Source organism: Pantoea sp. GD03673, from assembly GCF_029844725.1.
Taxonomy (GTDB): Bacteria; Pseudomonadota; Gammaproteobacteria; order Enterobacterales; family Enterobacteriaceae; genus Pantoea.
The window spans coordinates 205,576-225,538 of record NZ_JAOCKJ010000003.1 but is presented as its reverse complement, the minus strand read 5'-3'; the positions used below and the strand labels follow the sequence as shown (position 1 = coordinate 225,538).

Annotated in this window: 21 protein-coding genes; 12 read left to right on the top strand and 9 right to left on the bottom strand. The window is 56.7% G+C overall.

The window, feature by feature from the left end; all coding sequences use genetic code 11:
* Window positions 1-22 precede the first annotated feature (22 nt).
* The 4 genes from N5J69_RS06970 to N5J69_RS06955 form a co-directional block, all read right to left on the bottom strand.
* On the bottom strand, window positions 23-157 hold the full coding sequence (locus N5J69_RS06970; protein ID WP_279769088.1) for a hypothetical protein: 135 nt from the start codon (window positions 155-157) through the stop codon (window positions 23-25).
* A 346-nt stretch (window positions 158-503) separates the two neighbouring features.
* Complete coding sequence (locus N5J69_RS06965; protein ID WP_279769087.1) at window positions 504-1,970, bottom strand: aspartate aminotransferase family protein; 1,467 nt, start codon at window positions 1,968-1,970, stop codon at window positions 504-506.
* A 14-nt stretch (window positions 1,971-1,984) separates the two neighbouring features.
* The gene (locus tag N5J69_RS06960) at window positions 1,985-3,370 is read right to left on the bottom strand and encodes a diaminobutyrate--2-oxoglutarate transaminase (protein WP_279769086.1); all 1,386 of its coding nucleotides are present in this window, start codon (window positions 3,368-3,370) and stop codon (window positions 1,985-1,987) included.
* A gap of 474 nt (window positions 3,371-3,844) precedes the next feature.
* Window positions 3,845-4,420 (bottom strand): TetR/AcrR family transcriptional regulator, encoded by a 576-nt coding sequence (locus tag N5J69_RS06955; RefSeq protein WP_279769085.1) that lies wholly within the window; start codon window positions 4,418-4,420, stop codon window positions 3,845-3,847.
* 104 nt (window positions 4,421-4,524) lie between these two features.
* Here N5J69_RS06955 and N5J69_RS06950 point away from each other — a divergent pair, with 104 nt between their 5' ends.
* The 4 genes from N5J69_RS06950 (at window position 4,525) to N5J69_RS06935 (ending at window position 7,826) form a co-directional block, all read left to right on the top strand.
* Window positions 4,525-5,418 (top strand): ABC transporter six-transmembrane domain-containing protein, encoded by an 894-nt coding sequence (locus N5J69_RS06950; RefSeq protein WP_279769083.1) that lies wholly within the window; start codon window positions 4,525-4,527, stop codon window positions 5,416-5,418.
* 214 nt (window positions 5,419-5,632) lie between these two features.
* Complete coding sequence (locus tag N5J69_RS06945; protein ID WP_279769080.1) at window positions 5,633-6,829, top strand: MFS transporter; 1,197 nt, start codon at window positions 5,633-5,635, stop codon at window positions 6,827-6,829.
* Window positions 6,830-7,251: 422 nt separating this feature from the next.
* Entirely contained in the window at window positions 7,252-7,464 is a 213-nt protein-coding gene (gene cspA, locus N5J69_RS06940) for an RNA chaperone/antiterminator CspA (RefSeq protein WP_279769079.1), read from the top strand.
* 128 nt (window positions 7,465-7,592) lie between these two features.
* Entirely contained in the window at window positions 7,593-7,826 is a 234-nt protein-coding gene (locus tag N5J69_RS06935) for a hypothetical protein (protein WP_279769077.1), read from the top strand.
* Window positions 7,827-8,005: 179 nt separating this feature from the next.
* Here N5J69_RS06935 and N5J69_RS06930 read toward each other — a convergent pair whose 3' ends face one another.
* Entirely contained in the window at window positions 8,006-8,143 is a 138-nt protein-coding gene (locus N5J69_RS06930) for a hypothetical protein (protein WP_279769076.1), read from the bottom strand.
* 148 nt (window positions 8,144-8,291) lie between these two features.
* Between N5J69_RS06930 and N5J69_RS06925 the strand changes: the two genes are divergently transcribed.
* From N5J69_RS06925 to N5J69_RS06905, 5 genes are all read left to right on the top strand, one after another.
* Window positions 8,292-9,203, top strand: coding sequence for a DMT family transporter (locus tag N5J69_RS06925; RefSeq protein ID WP_279769075.1), 912 nt, complete (start codon window positions 8,292-8,294; stop codon window positions 9,201-9,203).
* Between the two features lie 145 nt (window positions 9,204-9,348).
* Window positions 9,349-10,575, top strand: coding sequence for an MFS transporter (locus tag N5J69_RS06920; protein ID WP_279769073.1), 1,227 nt, complete (start codon window positions 9,349-9,351; stop codon window positions 10,573-10,575).
* Window positions 10,576-10,600: 25 nt separating this feature from the next.
* Window positions 10,601-11,665 carry a sugar phosphate isomerase/epimerase family protein gene (locus N5J69_RS06915; RefSeq protein WP_279769071.1) on the top strand — a complete coding sequence of 355 codons (1,065 nt, stop codon included), beginning with the start codon at window positions 10,601-10,603 and terminating at the stop codon, window positions 11,663-11,665.
* Between the two features lie 64 nt (window positions 11,666-11,729).
* Entirely contained in the window at window positions 11,730-12,710 is a 981-nt protein-coding gene (locus N5J69_RS06910; RefSeq protein ID WP_279769069.1) for a LacI family DNA-binding transcriptional regulator, read from the top strand.
* A 147-nt stretch (window positions 12,711-12,857) separates the two neighbouring features.
* Window positions 12,858-13,583, top strand: coding sequence for a pirin family protein (locus N5J69_RS06905; protein ID WP_279769068.1), 726 nt, complete (start codon window positions 12,858-12,860; stop codon window positions 13,581-13,583).
* A gap of 58 nt (window positions 13,584-13,641) precedes the next feature.
* Here N5J69_RS06905 and N5J69_RS06900 read toward each other — a convergent pair whose 3' ends face one another.
* Genes N5J69_RS06900 through N5J69_RS06885 form a run of 4 tightly spaced genes read right to left on the bottom strand, consistent with a single transcriptional unit; the run spans window position 13,642 to window position 18,431 of the window.
* Window positions 13,642-14,463 (bottom strand): alpha/beta hydrolase, encoded by an 822-nt coding sequence (locus N5J69_RS06900; protein WP_279769066.1) that lies wholly within the window; start codon window positions 14,461-14,463, stop codon window positions 13,642-13,644.
* A gap of 50 nt (window positions 14,464-14,513) precedes the next feature.
* Entirely contained in the window at window positions 14,514-16,142 is a 1,629-nt protein-coding gene (locus N5J69_RS06895) for an MFS transporter (protein WP_279769063.1), read from the bottom strand.
* Entirely contained in the window at window positions 16,129-16,551 is a 423-nt protein-coding gene (locus tag N5J69_RS06890) for a DoxX family protein (RefSeq protein ID WP_279769061.1), read from the bottom strand. Before N5J69_RS06890 ends, N5J69_RS06895 begins: the two co-directional genes overlap by 14 nt.
* A 2-nt stretch (window positions 16,552-16,553) precedes the next feature.
* Window positions 16,554-18,431, bottom strand: coding sequence for an amidohydrolase (locus tag N5J69_RS06885; RefSeq protein WP_279769060.1), 1,878 nt, complete (start codon window positions 18,429-18,431; stop codon window positions 16,554-16,556).
* Between the two features lie 287 nt (window positions 18,432-18,718).
* On the opposite strand from N5J69_RS06885, the gene N5J69_RS06880 reads away from it, so the two are divergent.
* The 3 genes from N5J69_RS06880 (at window position 18,719) to N5J69_RS06870 (ending at window position 19,953) form a co-directional block, all read left to right on the top strand.
* Window positions 18,719-19,411: a hydrolase gene (locus tag N5J69_RS06880; protein WP_279769059.1), complete on the top strand. Its 693-nt coding sequence runs from the start codon at window positions 18,719-18,721 to the stop codon at window positions 19,409-19,411.
* 63 nt (window positions 19,412-19,474) lie between these two features.
* The gene (locus N5J69_RS06875) at window positions 19,475-19,696 is read left to right on the top strand and encodes a DUF1427 family protein (RefSeq protein WP_279769058.1); all 222 of its coding nucleotides are present in this window, start codon (window positions 19,475-19,477) and stop codon (window positions 19,694-19,696) included.
* A gap of 2 nt (window positions 19,697-19,698) precedes the next feature.
* Window positions 19,699-19,953 carry a DUF1427 family protein gene (locus N5J69_RS06870; protein WP_279769057.1) on the top strand — a complete coding sequence of 85 codons (255 nt, stop codon included), beginning with the start codon at window positions 19,699-19,701 and terminating at the stop codon, window positions 19,951-19,953.
* The last annotated feature ends 10 nt before the right edge of the window (window positions 19,954-19,963 follow it).

Here is a 19,963-nt window from a genome sequence, read left to right as displayed (position 1 = left end):
GTCGGGCATGCGCTAGGGCAGATCAGTGGTCCTGCGATGAAAATAAACTGAAAATATGATCACGGGAATGCACTTTATGAGCGTGGTTGTCGGCAATAATAATGACCACCGCCATAATCAGACCCAGAATAATGATAATTAATTTACGCAGCAGCATAAGCAATAACTCCTGTGGAATTTATAAACCCTGATGACTTGCCGTAATTAACGGCTAATCAATACGTTAATTTGAGTATTATGACTGAAAAAGAGGTGTTATTTTTTGATCGTGATGCGGTTAATTAATATCAGATAAAAAGGTAATGCGGGTTCACGATTAAACGCGCTTAATAAGCAGATTTATCACGCGTGATGTTGACGGAACACAACGTCACGTATTGGGGGCGCTGTGATGGGTAAAGCCGGGCAGGTGCGCGTGGTAAAGGTGCCTGGGTTATCCGTAGCGGCAGAGAAAGAAAAAGGCGCCCGAAGGCGCCTTTAGGGGTGTAGTCAGACGCGCTGAATTACACCAGCTGCTGTGCCGTGGTTTCCACCAGGGTCAGCAACACTTTGATATCGTCCAGCGTTACTGTCGGGTTCAGCAGGGTCATCTTCAGGCAGGTGACACCGTCGTGCTCGGTCACACCCACGTTGGCGCGGCCTGACTCCAGCAGGGCATCGCCGATACGCTGGTTCAGCAAGGCGATATCCGCGCTGCTGAGGTGCGCCAGGTGTGCCGGACGATAGCGGAACAGCACGCTGGCGAGCTGCGGTTTCATCACCAGCTCCAGCGCGGGCTGCTCATCAACGTACCCGGCAACCTGCTGCGCCAGCGTCACGCCGTGATCGATGATTTCGGCATACTGCTTCTGACCCAGCGCTTCCAGACCCATCCACAGTTTCAGTGCATCAAAACGGCGGGTGGTCTGAAGAGACTTCGATACCAGATTCGGCACGCCCTGCGCTTCATCAAACTCAGAGTTCAGGTAGGCCGCCTGATAACGCATCAGCTCATAGTGACGCGCTTCCTTCAGCAGGAAAGCACCACAGCTGATGGTCTGGAAGAACTGCTTGTGGAAGTCCAGTGTGATGGAATCGACCAGCTCAATGCCGTCCAGATAGTCACGGTACTTTTCAGAAAGCAGCAGCGCGCCGCCCCATGCCGCATCAACGTGAACCCAGATGTTCTCTTCAGCTGCCAGCGCCACGATGTCGCGCAGCGGATCGATCGCACCAGCATCAGTCGTACCTGCGGTGGCAACAATCGCCAGAATGTTTTCACCGTTGGCTTTGGATGCCGCCAGCTTGTGGCGCAGGTCATCCATATCCATACGGGCAAAACTATCGCATTTCACCTGCGTGACAGACTGATAGCCCAGACCCAGCAGCGCCATGTTCTTCTGCACTGAGAAGTGCGCGTTCTCTGAGCAGAAGACTTTGATCTTCTTCAGATCGCCGGTTAAGCCATCCTGCTGTACAGAATGACCCTGACGGGCAAACCAGGCGTCACGCGCCAGCATCAGACCCATCAGGTTGCTCTGGGTGCCGCCGCTGGTGAAGACGCCCGCGTCGCCGGGCTGATAACCCACCTGCGTACGCAGCCACTCAATCAGCTTCATTTCAATCAGGGTGGCAGAGGGTGCCTGATCCCATGAATCCATGCTCTGGTTGGTGGCGTTGATCAGGACTTCTGCCGCCTGGCTAATCACCAGGCTCGGACAGTGCAGGTGCGCCACACACTGTGGGTGATGCACCGACAGGCTGTCTTTGAGAAAGTACTCGATGGCGCGTTCAATCGCGGCCTGGTTACCCAGGCCCTGAGGATTGAAGTCCAGCGTGATGCGCTCGCGCAGCTCTGCGACGGTTTTTCCCTGATACATCTCAGGTTGTTCCAGCCACTTAACGACGGCCGCGCTACTCTGGGCAATCGCCTGCTGGTAGGCCTCGGTACTCTGTGCTGAGGCCGCCAGAATCGGGTTTAACCGGGACATTGCATTCACTCCACTCAAACTGCTTTCACGCCAGCGGACAGCAGGGCGTTTTCAAATTTATCCATGAAGACGTCCAGTTCTGCATCTGTGATCAGCAGGGAAGGCAGCAGACGTAAAACGCTGCCGTGACGTCCGCCACGCTCCAGAATCAGGCCGTTCTCAAAACATTTTTTCTGTACCAGAGCAGAAAGCTCACCGTCTGCCGGGAAGCTGCCCATATGGTCAGCAGGCTCGTCAGGTTTCACCAGCTCAATACCGATCATCAGACCCAGACCGCGCACGTTGCCGATGACCGGGTAGCGCTGCTGCAGCTCGCCCAGTTTGCCTTTCAGCCATTCGCCCTGTGCGGCGACTTTGTCTGCGATATTGTTCTCTTTCAGCAGCTTCAGCGTCGTCAGGCCGGTAGCCATGGCGAGCTGGTTGCCACGGAAGGTGCCGGTGTGGTGGCCAGGAGACCAGGCATCGAACTCTTTCTTAATACCCAGTACCGCCAGTGGCAGACCGCCGCCGACCGCTTTGGACATCACGATGATGTCTGGCTCAATACCCGCGTGCTCAAAGGCGAAGAATTTACCGGTACGGGCAATACCCGCCTGGACTTCGTCGATGATCAGCAGAATGCCATGCTCTTTGGTCACTTTGCGGATGCGCTGCAGCCATTCAGCCGGTGCCGGGTTAACCCCGCCTTCACCCTGAACCGCTTCCAGAATCACTGCTGCCGGTTTGCGGACGCCGCTTTCAACGTCGTTGATCAGGTTTTCGAAGTAGTAAGTCAGTGCTTTTACGCCTGCTTCACCGCCAATGCCCAGCGGGCAGCGATAAAGGTGCGGGTAAGGCATGAACTGCACTTCCGGCATCATGCCGTCTACGGCTTCTTTCGGAGACAGGTTGCCCGTGACCGACAGTGCGCCGTGGGTCATACCGTGATACGCACCCGAGAAGCTGATGATACCGGAGCGACCGGTGTGCTTTTTCGCCAGTTTCAGCGCCGCTTCAACGGCATCTGCGCCGGACGGACCGGTAAACTGCAGGCAGTACTCTTTGCCCTGGCCCGGTAATAAAGAGAGCAGGTACTCAGAGAACGCATCTTTTAACGGCGTAGTTAAATCGAGCGTATGTAACGGCAAGCCGCTGGTAATGACATGTTGAATGCTCTGCAGAACGTCTGGATGGTTATGACCCAATGCCAGCGTTCCCGCACCCGCAAGACAGTCGAGATACTGATTGTTCTCAACGTCGGTGATCCAGACACCCTGAGCTTTCGCAATCGCGAACGGCAATTTACGAGGATAACTTCGAACGTTTGATTCAAATTCAGCCTGACGGGCTAAATACGTTGCGTTGGTTGCGTCTAAGTTCTGTGCATTCAAACTATCAATACGGACTTTATCCGTCATCATATCTCTCCTACAACCGGGACGGGGGCGTAGCGTCACAGTTGAATAAATGAATTAAAATGGGTGGCTATGTGAAAAGCGCGGCCAATATAGGTGTTTTTCAGGTCCGACTCAATGATTAATTTTATCGGGCGATAACAGATTCTTTGCTATATGAATCAATCAGTTGGTGGGTTTGTGACCGCATGCATTATTGCCGCTTCGGTAACGGCTTTCTAATAAATGGCGTAAAAACACCAGCTTACCTGTCTTAACATGCGCTAAGTCAATGATAATAATCTGTGTAAATAGCTGTTTCCGGCTAAAAACGCTATCAAAAAGGGGGCTTCTCAGACATAAAAAGCATAAGTCAGTTTTACTGACGAAGCTGCATTAATAGCCACTGAAAACCGCAGACCAATTAAAATAATAAACCTTTCTTTAACATTTAATTAATATATGGCCACAGGCTGAGGGTTAATAAGCAGGTAACCGGCATCATGAGAGGACACACTCAATAAACTGGTTCAGGTCTGCCAATGCTTCGCGAGCTTTGGACGCCGAAGGATTTATTGTCAGTAAATCCGCATAGCCATTAAGCATGGCGCTGATTTGCCTGGCGGTGCGGGGCACATTCTCACACCGCAGCGTGCCGTCAGTGACGCCGTCACGAATTATCCCCTCTACCAGTGCCTGCCACACGTCTGTCATCTCTTCTGCCAGCGCCGCATAAGCGTCATTGTGCGCTGCCATCTGCCAGAACGAGGCATAGAGTTGCCAGGTGGCATCCGGCGCATCCGGCAGATGGCTTTCAAACAGGGTATGCAGCCGCTGACGGGGCGTGAGCACGGCCAGTTCAGCGGCAAAATCTTCAAAATCGACCCGCATAAAGCGTTCCAGCGCCGCCAGGCAGAGCGTCTGCCAGTTACTGAAGTAGTGGTAAATGTGGCTGCGTGAAATACCCACGGACTCGGTGAGCTCCCGGGTGGTGACTTTTTCAATCCCTTTCTCAATAAACAACGCAATCGCTGCATCCAGGATTCGGGTTCTCAATGCTTCCGCTGACTCTTTCATTATTCTCTCTATCACCGTCGTGTTGACTTTGAGCAATTGCTCAAATAGACTGCTTTTCGTACTTGAGCAACCGCTCAAGAATCACTATATCAGAAACAGAAACTATGCTTCCCCTGAAAACGATCCTGCCGGTCGCACAACCCCGCAGCGCCATTCTGACATTAAAAATGCTTGGCCGCCGCCATAGCCGCAAGCTGTTCTTCACGCTGCTGCTGGTGGTGGCTGAAAACGTCATGTATCTGCTTTATCCGCTGCTGGCGGGCTTTGCGATCAATGCCATCCTCTCCGGCAAAACCTGGCATGCGGTACTCTATGCGGCCATGGTCTTTACCATGTGGGCCATTGGCGCGGCACGGCGCAGCGTCGATACCCGCACTTTTGCCCGCATTTACGCAGAACTGGCTGTGCCGGTGATTGTGGCACAACGCAGCGAAAAACAGAGTGCGTCTACGATTGCCGCGCGGGTAGCTTTATCCCGCGAGTTCGTGGACTTTTTTGAAAAGCATCTGCCGGTGCTGATTACCTCGCTGGCCTCCATGACCGGTGCCGCAGTAATGTTGCTGGCTATTGAGTTCTGGACGGGCGTGGGATGTCTGGCGATCCTGCTGTTCTTCGCCTGTTTCCTGCCGGGCTTTACCCGCAAAAACGATGCGCTGTTTGGCCGCCTGAACAACCGGCTGGAGAAAGAGGTGCGTTTTGTCAGCAACGCAAACGCCGCGTCACTCAGCCGTCACTACGGCGTGCTCGCCAGTCTGCGGATTCGCCTGTCGGATCGGGAAGCGTGCGGTTATCTGGCTATCGGTAGCGTGGCAGCGCTGCTCTTTGCGGTCACCATCGCGGTGATGTCGAACCGGAGCGGCCTGAGTGCGGGTCACATCTATTCGGTGATGACCTATATGTGGATGTTTGCCATGAGCCTGGATGATGGCCCTCAGCTGCTGGAGAAATATTCGCAGCTGAAAGACATTGGCCGCCGGGTAAGCACCGGCGCACACTGATTTGCCCGCATCCGCGCCCTGAGTCCGGGATGCCGTCTCTGGGGTTACTCACGCGTCACAACCTGCAAACGAAGGTGTGCGCCAGATCACAAAATGGGTTGCTTACTGCGGCCTGACTTTCTATAGTCTGGCCGCTTCATCCGGACGGGAACCTGTTCTGCTTTCTCCCGCCGGCTCACGTCCGCTTTTCAGTTCAGGTCATTGGGAATCAATTTTGTTAAAAAATAAGCATAAAACCGACGATGCCGGTTTTGTCCGCTGGGCGTTAATGGCGCTTGCGCTGGGCGGGTTTGGTATCGGGACGGGTGAGTTCATCATGATGGGCCTGCTGCCCGATGTTTCACGCTCTCTGGCGATTACTGAACCGCAGGCGGGCAACGCCATCGCCAGTTACGCGCTGGGTGTCGTGGTGGGCGCACCGGTGATTGCCGTGCTGGCGGCACGGATGGCGCGTAAATCCCTGCTGCTGATCCTGATGGCGCTGTTCAGCATCGGCAATGTCGCCAGCGCACTGGCCGACAGCTATCACGGCCTGCTGGTGGCGCGCTTTCTCACGGGCCTGCCGCATGGCGCTTACTTTGGCGTGGCATCGCTGGTGGCGGCATCACTGGTGCCGCCTGAACGACGCGGTCGTGCGCTGGCGTCGCTGATGCTGGGACTGACGGTAGCGACCCTGATAGGTGTGCCGCTCGGCTCCTGGATTGGGCAGCTCTTCAGCTGGCACGTGGTGTTCACCTTTGTGGGCGCGATTGGTCTGCTGACCTGCCTGCTGATTGGGCGCTATGTGCCTTATACCCCCGGCGATGCGGATGCACATCCGCTGCGCGAGCTGGGCGCACTGAAAAACGTACAGGTGCTGCTGACCCTGCTGGTCGGCGCGGTCGGCTTTGGCGGCATGTTCGCCATCTTCAGCTATATCGCACCGACGCTGATCAATATCGCTGGCATCTCTCCTTCGCTGATCCCCTGGGCGATGGTGGCGTTTGGACTGGGGATGATCATCGGTAATCTGGCGGGTGGCCGACTGGCAGAGGGTGCGGTGCTGAATATCATTGGCTGGACGCTGTTATGGAACGTGCTGGTGATGCTGGCCTTCCCGGTGCTGGTTCAGCATGTGGCGACCGGACTGCTGGCGACCTTCCTGATTGGCACCTGCTCGGTACTGCTGCCGTCGTTGCAGATTCGCCTGATGGATGTCGCCAATGATTCGCAAACGCTGGCGGCGGCGATGAACCACTCGGCGCTGAATATCGCCAATGCGATGGGCGCTTATCTGGGTGGGCTGACGGTGTCGCTGGGCTATGGCTGGATCTCCACTGCCTGGGTCGGTGTGGCGCTGGGTGTAGCCGGTCTGATGGTGTTTGTGATGACGGCGCGTCACGCTGCCCGTCAGCAGGTTCAGCCAGTCTGACCGAACCCTTACAGGGCGTAGCGACAGGGATGATCGCTGCGCCTCATTTGCCCGGATCTGTCGTAACATTTTCTGCGACGCTAATAAGTTCGTTTTAAATAATCTGACCGTTCAGCAATCATTATCCATCCGACAGCCCTGAAAACTGAAAAGACGTTAAAAATCAATCAGGTCGCTCCGGGCGTCTGGATGTTAAAATTAAATTAAAATAATGTTTGCTTAAGTTGTTCAGGCATGACTTAATAGCGACCTCGGTTTGGAACACAGACCTTATCAAAGCAGTTTTAGTCAAGCAGTCCTCAGTGCAAGCGATATCTCAAGATACCCCTTCTTCATGAGTCTCCTCCTAAAATCCTGGTAAGTAACCTTCTGGAAGACAGGCCATCTCTGCCACTTGTGGCTCATAAATTAAGGAAATATCGATGTCTGGTAAAATGACTGGTTTAGTAAAATGGTTTGACGCGGGTAAAGGCTTCGGTTTTATCTCTCCTCAGGACGGCAGCAAAGATGTATTCGTACATTTCTCTGCCATCCAGAGCAACGATTATAAAACTCTGGACGAAGGCCAGCAGGTCGAATTCACTATTGAAAACGGCGCGAAAGGTCCTTCAGCGGCAAACGTCGTACCTATGTAAGCCTCTGTTATCAATAACGCTTACGATCGCGATGACGGTAACAGCCTGAGCAGTTAAGCCTGAATTGATAATAAAAGAACCCGCCTTGTGCGGGTTTTTTGCGTTGCAATAATATGCAGGCCGGAATAATGATTAAAAAGAATCGTAACGCATCACGCATGAAAAACGTTTTTTCACTTTTGCTTATTGAGGGGGGCTTTCTTTTGCTCTGTATTCCTCTGGGGATCATGTGTGGAAGGCTGGATGTATCTGAAGGATCCCTGTACAGCCTCATCGTTGCCTATGTTTTTTTAACAATGGCGATCGTGCCTGTCATTCACAAGCGCTTTATTTTAAAGCAAAAAATTGAGAGCGGGACTTAAGTGAAATGAGCAGGGCATCTGGTGGTCATGCGAATTCGCACTTTGAGCGAGGCTGTCCTTCTTGCGTATCGCACGATGCAGCGCGTGGTGCATGCCAGCGCAGGTGCCGTAAGGGAGGCGTTTTCAGGGATGGGCAGGTGGCCCTGAAGGTGTAGCAGCCGGTGCGGCTCCTGGTGGCATCAAAGGCGCTGCAACAGGCGCTGCAACAGGTTCTGCCATTGCAGGCGCAGCATCATCGGTGACTCCCGTTCCTTATGAGACGCGGCCCGTAAACCGGGCAGCACGCAGAGTCTGCCAGCATGGACAGGGACCCACATGCCTCTTCATGCCGAACTGCGGCGCTAAAAAAAGATAATCTGCCGTCTGCGGCGCAACCACGGCAGATTGCTGCACAGCATTATGCCAGTATGGAGTCTGAGTCTGCTGATTTTGCTGCTTATTTCCCCCACTGAGATTAAAAACCGTATGAACGCGTCCGCTGGCATAGCGATGAAGATCACAGCTGCGTTGAGCTCCACGCTGATGCTGGCCTGTGTTAAAGGACTGGATGGGGCCATTCCGGTCGGTGAAGTAATTTTTTTCCGCTCGCTGCTGGCTCTGGTCCCGCTGATAATCTGGCTGCGCATTCAGGGCAGCGTGCTGGATGGCATCCGCACCCGCAATATTCGCGGTCACTTCGTGCGCGGCCTGGCCGGAACCGGCGGCCTTTATTTCAGTTATCTGTCGCTGCTCTACATTTCCCTGACCGATGCCACCGCCATTAACTATGCCGCGCCGCTGTTTACCGTGCTGCTGGCGGCGCTGCTGCTGCGTGAAAAAGTGCGTCATTCTCGCTGGGTGGCGGTCTTTACGGGGTTCAGCGGCATTCTGGTGATGTTTTCCGGGCACCTTTCGCTGACGAGTCAGGTCACGTTTTCACTCTCTGCCTCGGCGGGCATTCTGCTGGCGCTGATGGCGGCCTTCTGTACCGCCTGCGCGCTGGTCCAGATTCGGTTTCTTAACGGCAAAGAGAAGCCGGGCGCTATCGCCTTCTGGTTCGCCGTGACCACCGCGTTAACGTCGCTGGTCACGCTGCCGGGCGGCTGGAAAATGCCGCACGGAAATCAGATAGCGCTGCTCGTTGGGTGCGGGCTGCTGGGGGGCATCACGCAGATTCTGATGACCCTGAGCCTGCGCTATGCCGAAGCCTCGTTGCTGGCCCCGTTCGACTATACGACGCTTATCTGGTCCGTCGCGGTGGGATACCTGTTGCTGGGTAACCTGCCGACCACTACCACGGTCATCGGCGCGGTGCTGGTGGTGACGGGCGGCCTCTATTCGGTGCTGTATGAGCGTTACCGCTTTCGTAAAGCGCGGGTAGGGGACATGACGACCTGATCCTGTCGCGGCATCCCGACTCTGGCATTTAAAAGATGATAACGCAGGGTTAACAATCTGTGATCGCGGCGAAAGAAAGCCCGGTTGTAATCGATTACTTTTGACTCATCCAGAAAGTAATCGATTACTTATTCGTGAGGTTCCCATGATTGCAACGGTGCAGGAGAGTGCAGGTCAGCGGGTGCAGCATAAGCTACTGGTGCCGCGTCTTTCTCTGATGATGTTTATGCAGTTCTTTATCTGGGGCAGCTGGTCGGTCACGCTGGGGCTGGTGATGACCCGTCACAACATGCCGTTGCTGATTGGGGATGCGTTTTCGGCCGGTCCTGTCGCGTCCATCCTCTCGCCGTTTGTGCTCGGCATGCTGGTGGATCGCTTTTTTGCCTCGCAGAAAGTCATGGCGGTGATGAATCTGGCGGGCGCAGCGATGCTCTGGTTTGTGCCTCAGGCGCTGATCCCAGAAAATGGGGCGCTGCTGATTGCGCTGTTATTTGGCTATACGCTCTGCTTTATGCCGACGCTGGCGCTTTCGAATAATATCGCTTTTCACAGCCTTGCCAGCAGACTGAGTTTTCCCATCGTCAGGGTCTTCGGCACCATCGGCTGGATTGTGGCGGGAATCTTTATCGGCGTCACCGGCATTGCAGACAGCGTGGCGGTGTTCCAGCTGGCGGCACTCTGTTCGGTCCTGCTTGCCCTCTACAGCCTGACGCTGCCACACACCCCGGCACCGGCTAAGGGCTCGCCGTTAAAACTCCGCGATCTCTTCTGTGCCGACGCCTTCGCGCTGCTGCGCCTGCGGCATTTCATGATCTTTGCGCTGTGTGCCACCCTGATCTCAATACCCCTCGGCACCTATTACGCCTTTACGGCCTCCTGGCTGGCCGATGCCGGTATCCGCGAAGTGAGTACGCTGATGTCGCTGGGTCAGATGTCTGAAATTGCCTTTATGCTGATTATCCCGCTGCTGTTTCGCCGTCTGGGCGTGAAGTACATGCTGCTGACTGGCATGACGGCGTGGTTTGTCCGCTATGCCCTGTTTGCGCTGGGCATGAGTGATGAGACGCGCACGCTAATCTACCTCGGCATTCTGCTGCATGGCATCTGCTATGACTTTTTCTTTGTGGTGGGCTTTATCTACACCGATCGCGTTGCCGGTGAAAAGGTAAAAGGTCAGGCACAGAGCATGGTGGTGATGTTCACCTACGGCGTGGGCATGCTGCTGGGATCGCAAATCTCCGGGGCGCTCTATAACCAGCTGGTAGCCGGTCAGGTCAGCGCGCAGAGCTGGGCACTGTTCTGGTGGATCCCCGCCGTTGCGGCCGCGCTGATTGCGATGCTTTTCTTCTTCTCGTTTAAATACCGTGATTAACGGTTGCGGAACCCCGGAGTTACTGATGAAAACAGTTAAGGGACCAGGCATCTTTCTGTCGCAGTTTATCACCACCGAGCCGCCTTTTAACACGCTGGCAGGTCTGGCGGAATGGGCCACAGGACTGGGATACCGGGCACTGCAAGTCCCCTGTCACCAGCCCGCTATTTTCGACCTGGAAAAGGCCGCGGTCAGCCAGACTTACTGCGACGAGGTGCGGGGCACCCTGGCCGGTTTCGGGCTGGAGATCAGCGAACTGTCCACCCATCTTGAAGGTCAGCTGGTGGCGGTGAACCCGGCGTACGACCTCGCATTTGATAATTTTGCCCCGGCGGCCTTGCGAGGCGATCCCGCCCGGCGCACCGACTGGGCTATCGCCACGTTGAAGCGGGCGGCAGCGGCCTCGGAAAAACTCGGTCTGCGCGCACACGCCACTTTTTCCGGCTCGCTCGCGTGGCCCTGGTTTTACCCCTGGCCCCCGCATCATGAAGCGATGTTCCGTGAGGCATTTACCACGCTGGCACGGCGCTGGCTGCCGGTTCTGGACGTGTTTGATCATCACGGCGTTGACCTCTGCTATGAGATTCACCCCGGCGAAGACCTGCATGACGGTGTCACGTTTGAGCGTTTTCTGACGGAGGTGAATGACCATCCGCGCTGCAATATCCTGTTTGATCCCAGCCACCTGCTGCTGCAACACATCGATTATCTGCAGTTCATCGACCTCTATCATTCCCGCATCAAAGCCTTTCACGTTAAGGATGCCGAATATCAGATGAACGGGCGCAGCGGCGTGTATGGCGGTTATCAGCCCTGGCTGGCACGTGCCGGACGCTTTCGCTCACCGGGCGACGGGCAGATCGACTTCAGCCGCATCTTCAGCAAGCTGGCGCAGTATGACTTTGACGGCTGGGCGGTGCTGGAGTGGGAGTGCTGCCTGAAGGAGGGCGAAACGGGGGCGCGTGAGGGCGCAGAATTTATCCGTCGGCATATCATCCCGGTGGCCGATCGCGCTTTTGATGATTTTGCTGCGTCAACAGAGAACGCCCCATCAGTACGCCGTCAGCTGGGTCTGGAGTGCGACGCCTGAGGGACAGCGTGGAATCAGCGGAACGCTGTGTGGGCTTCACAGGAATTAAAACAGAGGGATCGTTATGTCAATTCAGAACATCGCCCGGATGGCGGGTGTTTCAGTTGCCACAGTTTCACGGGTGTTGAATAACAGCGACAGCGTAAAACCGGCTAACCGTCAGAAGGTGCTCGCGGCAATTGAAGAGAGCCACTATCAGCCCAACCTGCTGGCACGCCAGCTTCGTACGGCGCGCAGCTCGATGATTCTGGTGCTGGTTTCAGATATCTCCAACCCCTTTTGCGCCGAGGTGGTTAAGGGCATTGAGGCCCACGCTGAGAAAAATGGCTATCGCATCCTGTTGTGTAATTCGGGGGCGGATACAGAACGTTCCCGCTCCAGCCTGCAACTGCTTTCCGGCAAAATGGTGGATGGCATTATTACGATGGATGCCTTCAGCAAACTGCCGGAGCTGAGCCAGCGGATAGGTGCAGCCCCCTGGGTTCAGTGTGCCGAACATGATGACACTGGCCAGGTCTCCTGCGTTGGCATTGATGATGACGCAGCTGCACAGTCAGTGGTGCAGTATCTGGCCGGGCGGGGACGTCAGCGTATCGCCCTGATCAATCACGATCTCAGCTACCGGTATGCCCGCCTGCGTCAGGCGGGCTATGCACAACAGCTTACAGCACAGCGCCTGGCGTGGCAGGCGATTGCGTATGCCAGTGAGCTGAGCTTCAGCGCTGGTAAAGCCGCCATGAATCAGCTGCTGGCGGGCGAGCAGCGGCCTGACGCGGTGTTTGCCGTTTCCGATACGCTGGCAGCCGGTGCGATGGCGGCGATTCAGCAGGCGAATCTGCGGATTCCTGAGGATATTGCCGTGGTGGGATTCGACGGCAGTGAACTGGCTGAGATGGTATCGCCCCCGCTGACAACCCTGGCGCAGCCCTCAAAAGAGATAGGCCGCCGGGCCTGTGAACTGGTCCTGCAAAAAATTGCCCGGCCCGACGCCCCTTCCCAGTGCGTGATCATGCCGGGTGAGCTGGTGGTGCGTGCCAGCAGCTGACAGTGTAATCCCCCATCCCGCGCTTAATTGTCTACCAGAATGCGACAGTGATTGCCTTTTCGCGGCATTGTGTGGCTGTCAGGTTTACTTATATGCTGTTTCCATCGAAGGGCATTCGCACTTCCCGAATCAACGAAGGGGCAGAATATGATTGAGCAAAGATTGTCAGAGCAACGCGGCGTGGGCGATCACGGCTGGCTGCATTCACGTCACACCTTCTCTTTTGCAAACTACTGGGACCCAGACCAGGCAGGCTTTTCCGATCTGCTGGTGATCAATGATGATCGTGTCGCCAAAGGGCGGGGTTTTGGGGCTCACCCGCACAGCAATATGGAGATTATCTCCTATGTGCTGGCGGGGGCGCTGGAGCACAAAGACTCAATGGGAACCGGCTCGGTGATTGTTCCCGGCGATGTGCAGCTGATGAGTGCGGGCAGCGGTGTTACCCACAGCGAGTTCAACCACTCCGGCACGGAGGGCGTTCATTTCCTGCAAATCTGGGTGGTGCCCGCCGAGAAAAATACGCCTCCCGGCTACCAGCAGATCTCCGTCAGCGAAGCGGATAAACGCGGTAATCTGCGACTGATTATTTCGCCGGAAGGGGAAAACGGCGCATTGCGGGTGCGTCAGGATATTCGCATTTATGCGGGCCTGTTCCAGGGTGATGAGCAGCAGACAATCACTCTGCCGGACGATCGCTATGCGTATATTCATGTGGCGCGGGGCAGTGTCAGCGTCAACGGCCTGCAATTTAATGCCGGAGACGGTGCGCGGGTGCGCGATGAGAAAACGCTGTCATTCAGTCACGGTGACGGGGCAGAGGTGCTGTTGTTCGACCTGCGGCCAAATGAAGTGAATCATCCTACCCGCTAAAATGAAAACGGCGCGGTTTCCACCGCGCCATTTTTGTTCAGGGCCGTTTCCGCGCGCATCACTGCGCGTTTAAGAACGCCAGCAGATCCTGATTCAGCTGATCCTGATGCGTGACGGCGAAACCATGCGGCGCATTGTCATAAACCTTCAGCTCAGCCCCTTCAATCATCTCTGCCGCCACTTTGCCGGTGGATTCAAACGGCACGATCTGGTCGTTACTGCCATGAATCACCAGCGTCGGCACGTTCACTTTCGCGACGTCCGCACGGAAATCGGTCTCCGCGAAGGCGGTAACACAATCGACCGTGCTCTTCAGGGAAGCCAGCAGCGCGATATTCAGCGTCTGCGTCATCACGCCATCTGAAACGGTCTGACCGGCATTGGTGCCATAAAACGGCGTGGCAAACTCTTTAATAAACTGCGCACGATCCTTAAGCAGACCATCACGAATGCCCTCGAACACCGACATATCGACACCCTGCGGGTAGTCTGCCGTCTTACCAAAGATAGGCGTGACGGCACCGAGCAGCACCAGCGCCGCGACGCGATCGCTGCCGTAGCTGCCGATGTAGCGCGTGACGTCGCCGCCACCCATCGAAAACCCGACCAGCGTGACGTTCTGCAGGTCGAGGTGCGTGATCAAATCGTTGATATCCGACGCGAAGGTATCGTAGTTATTACCGATCCAGGGCTGATCAGAGCGACCAAATCCGCGACGGTCAAATGCAATGACCCGATAGCCGTTATCGGCCAGGAATTTCATCTGGCTGTCCCACATATCGGCATCCAGCGGCCAGCCGTGGCTGAACAACACAGGTTTACCGGTGCCCCAGTCTTTGAAGTAGATCTGTGTGCCGTCGGTCGTTTTAAAGGTGCTCATAGTATTGCCCTCTGTATGACGTGATGGATGTAAAGATGGTATTGCGCCAGTCACACTGGCGCCACCAGATAGCGAACCTCAGGTAAATTCTCGCCCTGATGGAAGGCGAAAACCCGCTGCTCTATTTTTTTGTCGTTAATGGTATAGCGTTCTATCTGACGCAGATGCCCGACCCAGGAATCAACCACAAACGTCTCAACGAAGATGCCGGGCTGCATAATATCTTCATAAAGTGACCAGTTAATGGCACCCCCACGGCGTCTGACCCGCCGCATATCCTGCATACACACCGTAAAGGCATGTGCATCATCAAGCATAATCCGATATTCGTAATTTACCCGGACCGGCCCGCGTTCGTGACGGATAGCCAGCGCAGGCACGCTGAGGCCATCACCGATCATGTCAAGATTGAGATCGGGGTCCTGATCGAGCCGCCAGCGCCAGACGGTGCTGCTGGCCAGCACCATACCCAGCGCTGCGATGCAGAGCGACAGCGGAATGCTGAAATGCGAAGCGACCTGTCCCCAGAGCGCACTGCCTGCGGTCATGGAGCCAAAAAACACCGTCAGATATACCGCCAGCGCACGCGCTTTTACCCACTTTGCGGCACTGCGCTGTGCGCCAAGGTTGAGGGTTGAGAGCACCGCGATCCAGGAAAAACCGGTCAGGAATTGACACGCATTCAGCAGCCAGAAGTGCCGTACAAAGGCCAGCGACAGCATGGTCAGGGCAAAGATGAGACTGGCGAGCACCATCAGGCGATCGGAACTCAGGCGACGACGCAGGCGCGGCAGCAGCACCGCGCCGGTTATCGCGCCGACGCCGATGCAGGCCAGCATAATGCCATACCCGCCTGGGCCCAGACCGAGCTCCCGACGCGCTACCAGCGGCAGCAGTGCCCAGCCCGCGCTGCCGAACAGGAAGAATGCGAAGGTCCGCACCAGGACGTTACGCAATACCGGTGCCGCGTGTACATAGCGCAGTCCGGCACGGACTGCCGGAAAGAAATGCTCGGGCGGAAGTCGCTGTATGCCCGGCTCTGCTTTCCAGCGGTAGAGCACCCAGGTGACGCCCAGCACCGACAACGCATTGAGCAGGAAGACCATCCAGGGGCCGGTGAATGAGAGGATCAGGCCACCCAGCGCCGGTCCGATGGCACGGCTGATATTAATGCCAAGCGAGTTAAGCGCGATGGCAGGACCCAGCTCCGGTTTCGTCACCAGATCCGGCACGATCGCCTGGAAGGGGGGCGAACTCATGGCCGCACCCGCACTCAGCAAAAAGGCGGCGATGAGCAGCACGTCGGGTGTGACATGGCCGGTCCAGGCCAGCACCGTCAGCCCGCTGGCGGCGATAAACGTCCAGAGCTGAGAAAACAGCAGATATTTGCGCCGGTCAACAATATCCGCCATCACGCCGGACGGCAGTGCAAACAGAAACATCGGCAGACTGCTGGCTGCCTGCACCAGCGCCACGGCCAGCGGATCGGCACTTAACGTCAGCATGCTCCAGTTCACGCCCACATCGTTCATCCATGAACCGATATTGGAGACCACCGTGGCAATCCACAGCATGCGAAACACCGGCTGGCGCAGGGGCTGCAGCGGCGAAACCTCCTGAGCGGAGCGCGCTTCGGGCTGCTCCTGCTCCAGCTGGTGGATATCATTAACCTGCGCCATGCCGAACCTCCTGAGCGTGTGCCGCGCCGATTCGCCAGCCGCCCGGCCCGGTGATCGCCAGCGTGGTAAAGATAATCAGCAGCAGCCAGCCGAACTGGGCTTCTGCCAGTGTCCAGCCAGGGTGGACCACCAGCATCGCCACCAGTAACACCGCAATGATCGGCAGGCAGGCGACCCGGCTCCCCCAGCCGGTCAGAATAAACACCGGACAGATAACTTCCGCGACGATCGCGGGCAGCAGGCTCATCATTGGTCCCAGTCCGAAGGGGTCTTCAATACGCGTCAGTTCCTCACTGAAATGCAGAATTTTCGGCAACCCATGCACCTGTAACAGCAGCATGCTGCCGGTCAGCCGCAGGAAGAACAGCCCCGCGCTGATGCGGGGCGAAAGAGCGGTAGCCATATTCATGATTAAAACGCGAAGCAGCTGCAGCCGAGCGCGCCCCAGAAGGCGTTGTCTTCGGCGACCGGTACGCTGGCACCCCGGGCGATCTCATGGGAATGGCGATGCACCCCACACGGGCCGCTGCAGTGGTGGACAGCAGGCATCATCCCTGCACGGTGCTGCGCAACCGGCGGGGCGCTGCGATAGTGACCCGGCACATTTACCACTGGCGACCACGCGGGCAGAACCGGAATCGCGGGCGGCGCATCCGCGCTGAATGATCCGGCGGCGTAGACGATATTGCCATCCACCACGGTCAGCACCGACTCGATGCCTTTGATTTCTTCTTCCGGCACGCTGAAAAAGTCTTTGCTCAGCACGGCCAGATCGGCCAGTTGTCCGATCTTAATCTGCCCTTTTTTACCCTGTTCGCTGGAGAACCAGGCGCTGCCCTGGGTCCAGAGCATCAGCGCCGTTTCACGATCGAGGCGGGCATTGACGTCATACATCTGCATACCGCCCACCGTGCGGCCCGAAACCAGCCAGTAGAGCGCGGTCCAGGGGTTGTAGCTGGCGACGCGGGTTGCGTCAGTGCCGAGCCCGACCGGGACGCCGGTTTCCAGCATTTTCTGAACCGGCGGGGTGTGACGGGTGGCTTCAATGCCGTAGCGCTCAGCAAAGTACTCCCCCTGAAAGGCCATACGATGCTGCACCGCAATGCCGCCGCCCAGTTCTTTAATCCGATCGATATTGCGCTGCGTGACGGTCTCCGCATGATCAAAGAACCAGTGCAGGCCATTAAACGGAATGTCGCGATTCACTTTTTCAAACACGTCCAGCATCCGGCTGATCGACGCGTCATAGGTTGCATGCAGACGGAAAGGCCAGCGGTGTTCCACCAGATGACGCACCACGCGCTCCAGCTCGTCCTCCATACCGGGCGCTAAGTCGGGACGCGGCTCCAGGAAATCTTCGAAGTCAGCAGCCGAGAAGACCAGCATTTCACCTGCACCGTTGTGACGGAAATAGTCGCTGCCCTGGCCTGGGGTCAGCATGTCCGTCCACTTTTCAAAATCTTCCAGTTCGTGCCCCGGCCGCTGCGTGAAGAGGTTATAGGCGATACGCAGCGTCATCTGCTTTTTCTGATGCAGCTCAGCAATCACCTCGTAATCTTCGGGATAGTTCTGGAAGCCGCCGCCCGCATCAATTGCGCTGGTCAGACCCAGACGGTTCAGCTCCCGCATAAACTGGCGGGTGGAGTTGATCTGCTGTTCCAGCGGCAGCTTAGGGCCTTTGGCCAGGGTGGCGTAGAGGATCATGGCATTGGGACGGGCGATCAGCAGGCCGGTGGGATTCCCCTTGCTGTCGCGCTGAATTTCCCCGCCCGGCGGATTCGGCGTCTCTCTGGTGTAACCCACCACCTCTAATGCTGCGCGGTTGAGCAGGGCGCGGTCATAAAGGTGCAGCAGGAAAACCGGTGTGTCGGGTGCTGCGTCGTTGATCTCGTCCAGCGTCGGCATCCGGCGCTCGGCAAACTGGAACTCGGTCCAGCCGCCCACCACACGCACCCACTGGGGTGACGGGGTACGCAGCGCCTGCTCTTTCAGCATCCTCAGCGCATCGGCAACCGACGGCACGCCTTCCCAGCGCAGTTCAAGGTTGTAGTTCAGCCCTCCGCGTATCAGGTGAAGATGCGAGTCGTTCAGCCCCGGCACGACGGTGTGACCTTTAAGGTCGATCACTTTCGTATCGTCGCAGTGAAACGCCATGGCCTCTGCCAGCGTGCCCACCGCCACAAATTTACCGTCACGAATCGCGACGGCTTCTGCCAGCGGATTGCTGCGGTCAACAGTATGAAATTTGCCATGGGTCAGTATCAGTTCAGCGTTACCCAGCGTAACCATAGATCCTCCAGAACGGGGTTGTCCGGCGCATGGCAGGACAGGAAATGCCGCAGACAACAGGGCACGAATAGGGCGGATTATGGTGAGGGGCCTGGCAGAGCGTCTAGTTATACGAAGGGATACCTATACGTTCGTATAGTTATACGCAGAGATAATAGTTTGCCCCAGCACGTCGCCCTACACTGCGACCAGACAGCCAGCAGCAGGTCAGCAAACCTGCCCTGACCGTCTTTTTGCTCCGCGCCGGTTGGCGGAAATTCCGTTACTTAACCTCTATGGGTGAACGTATGTCCAACGCTAAGCTTGAAGTCCTCACGCCACATAACAGCCAGATTATCTTCATCGACCAGCAGCCACAGATGGCCTTTGGTGTGCAGTCCATTGACCGCCAGGTGCTGAAAAACAACGTCGTTGCGCTGGCGAAGGCGGCGAAAGTCTTCAATATCCCCACCCTCATTACCACGGTCGAAACGGAAAGCTTCTCCGGTCATACCTACCCGGAGCTGCTGGATGTGTTTCCGGGGCTGGATATTCTGGAGCGCAGCTCGATGAACTCCTGGGACGATCAGAAAGTGCGTGATGCGCTGGCGGCGAACGGTAAGAAAAAAGTGGTGGTGTCGGGACTGTGGACCGAAGTCTGTAATAACAGCTTCGCACTGTGTGCAATGCTGGAAGGCGGTTACGAAATTTACATGGTGGCGGACGCCTCAGGCGGCACGACCAAAGAAGCGCACGACTATGCAATGCAGCGCATGATTCAGGCGGGTGTGGTGCCGGTCACCTGGCAGCAGGTGATGCTGGAGTGGCAGCGTGACTGGGCCAACCGTGATACCTACGATGCGGTGATGAACATTGCCAAAGAGCATTCCGGTGCCTATGGCATAGGTGTGGACTACGCCTACACCATGGTACACAAAGCGCCGTCACGTCAGAAAAGCGAACACCGGACTCTGGCACCGGTTCACGCGCCGGTGCGCTAAGCGGCGTCCTGCTGATCGGCACCGCACCGCCGGTCAGCAGCGTGGTACAACAGGAGTCCGGTCATGAACCCCTTACTTCAATCCCTGGCGGCCGGGGTGCTGATTGGCCTGCTTTATGGTCTGCTCAGGGTTCGTTCACCCGCGCCGCCCGCCATTGCGCTGGTGGGGCTGCTGGGAATGTTGCTGGGCGGGGCGCTGGTGCATGCGGTTTTGCCTGCGGCACAGGCGACCGTCCCGCAGTATCTGAATGTTCAGCCTGTTACACCCCTGTTACGGATGAACTGAACATGTTGAAATCCTGTGTTATTTCTCTCACGGCAGGCCTGCTTGCCGGGGTAATCTATGCGCTGATTGACGTTAACGCTCCGGCACCGCCCGTTATTGCGTTGCTGGGCCTGTCTGGCATGCTGGTGGGCGAACAGATCATTCCGCTGGTTAAGCGGCTGTGGTGCCGACAGCCGATGACACGGAAAGCGTTTTGCGAGGCGTGTCTGCCAAAAATCACGGGCACACCGCCGCGCGATGGCGATAACCCCCCTTAAGTCCTCGCCT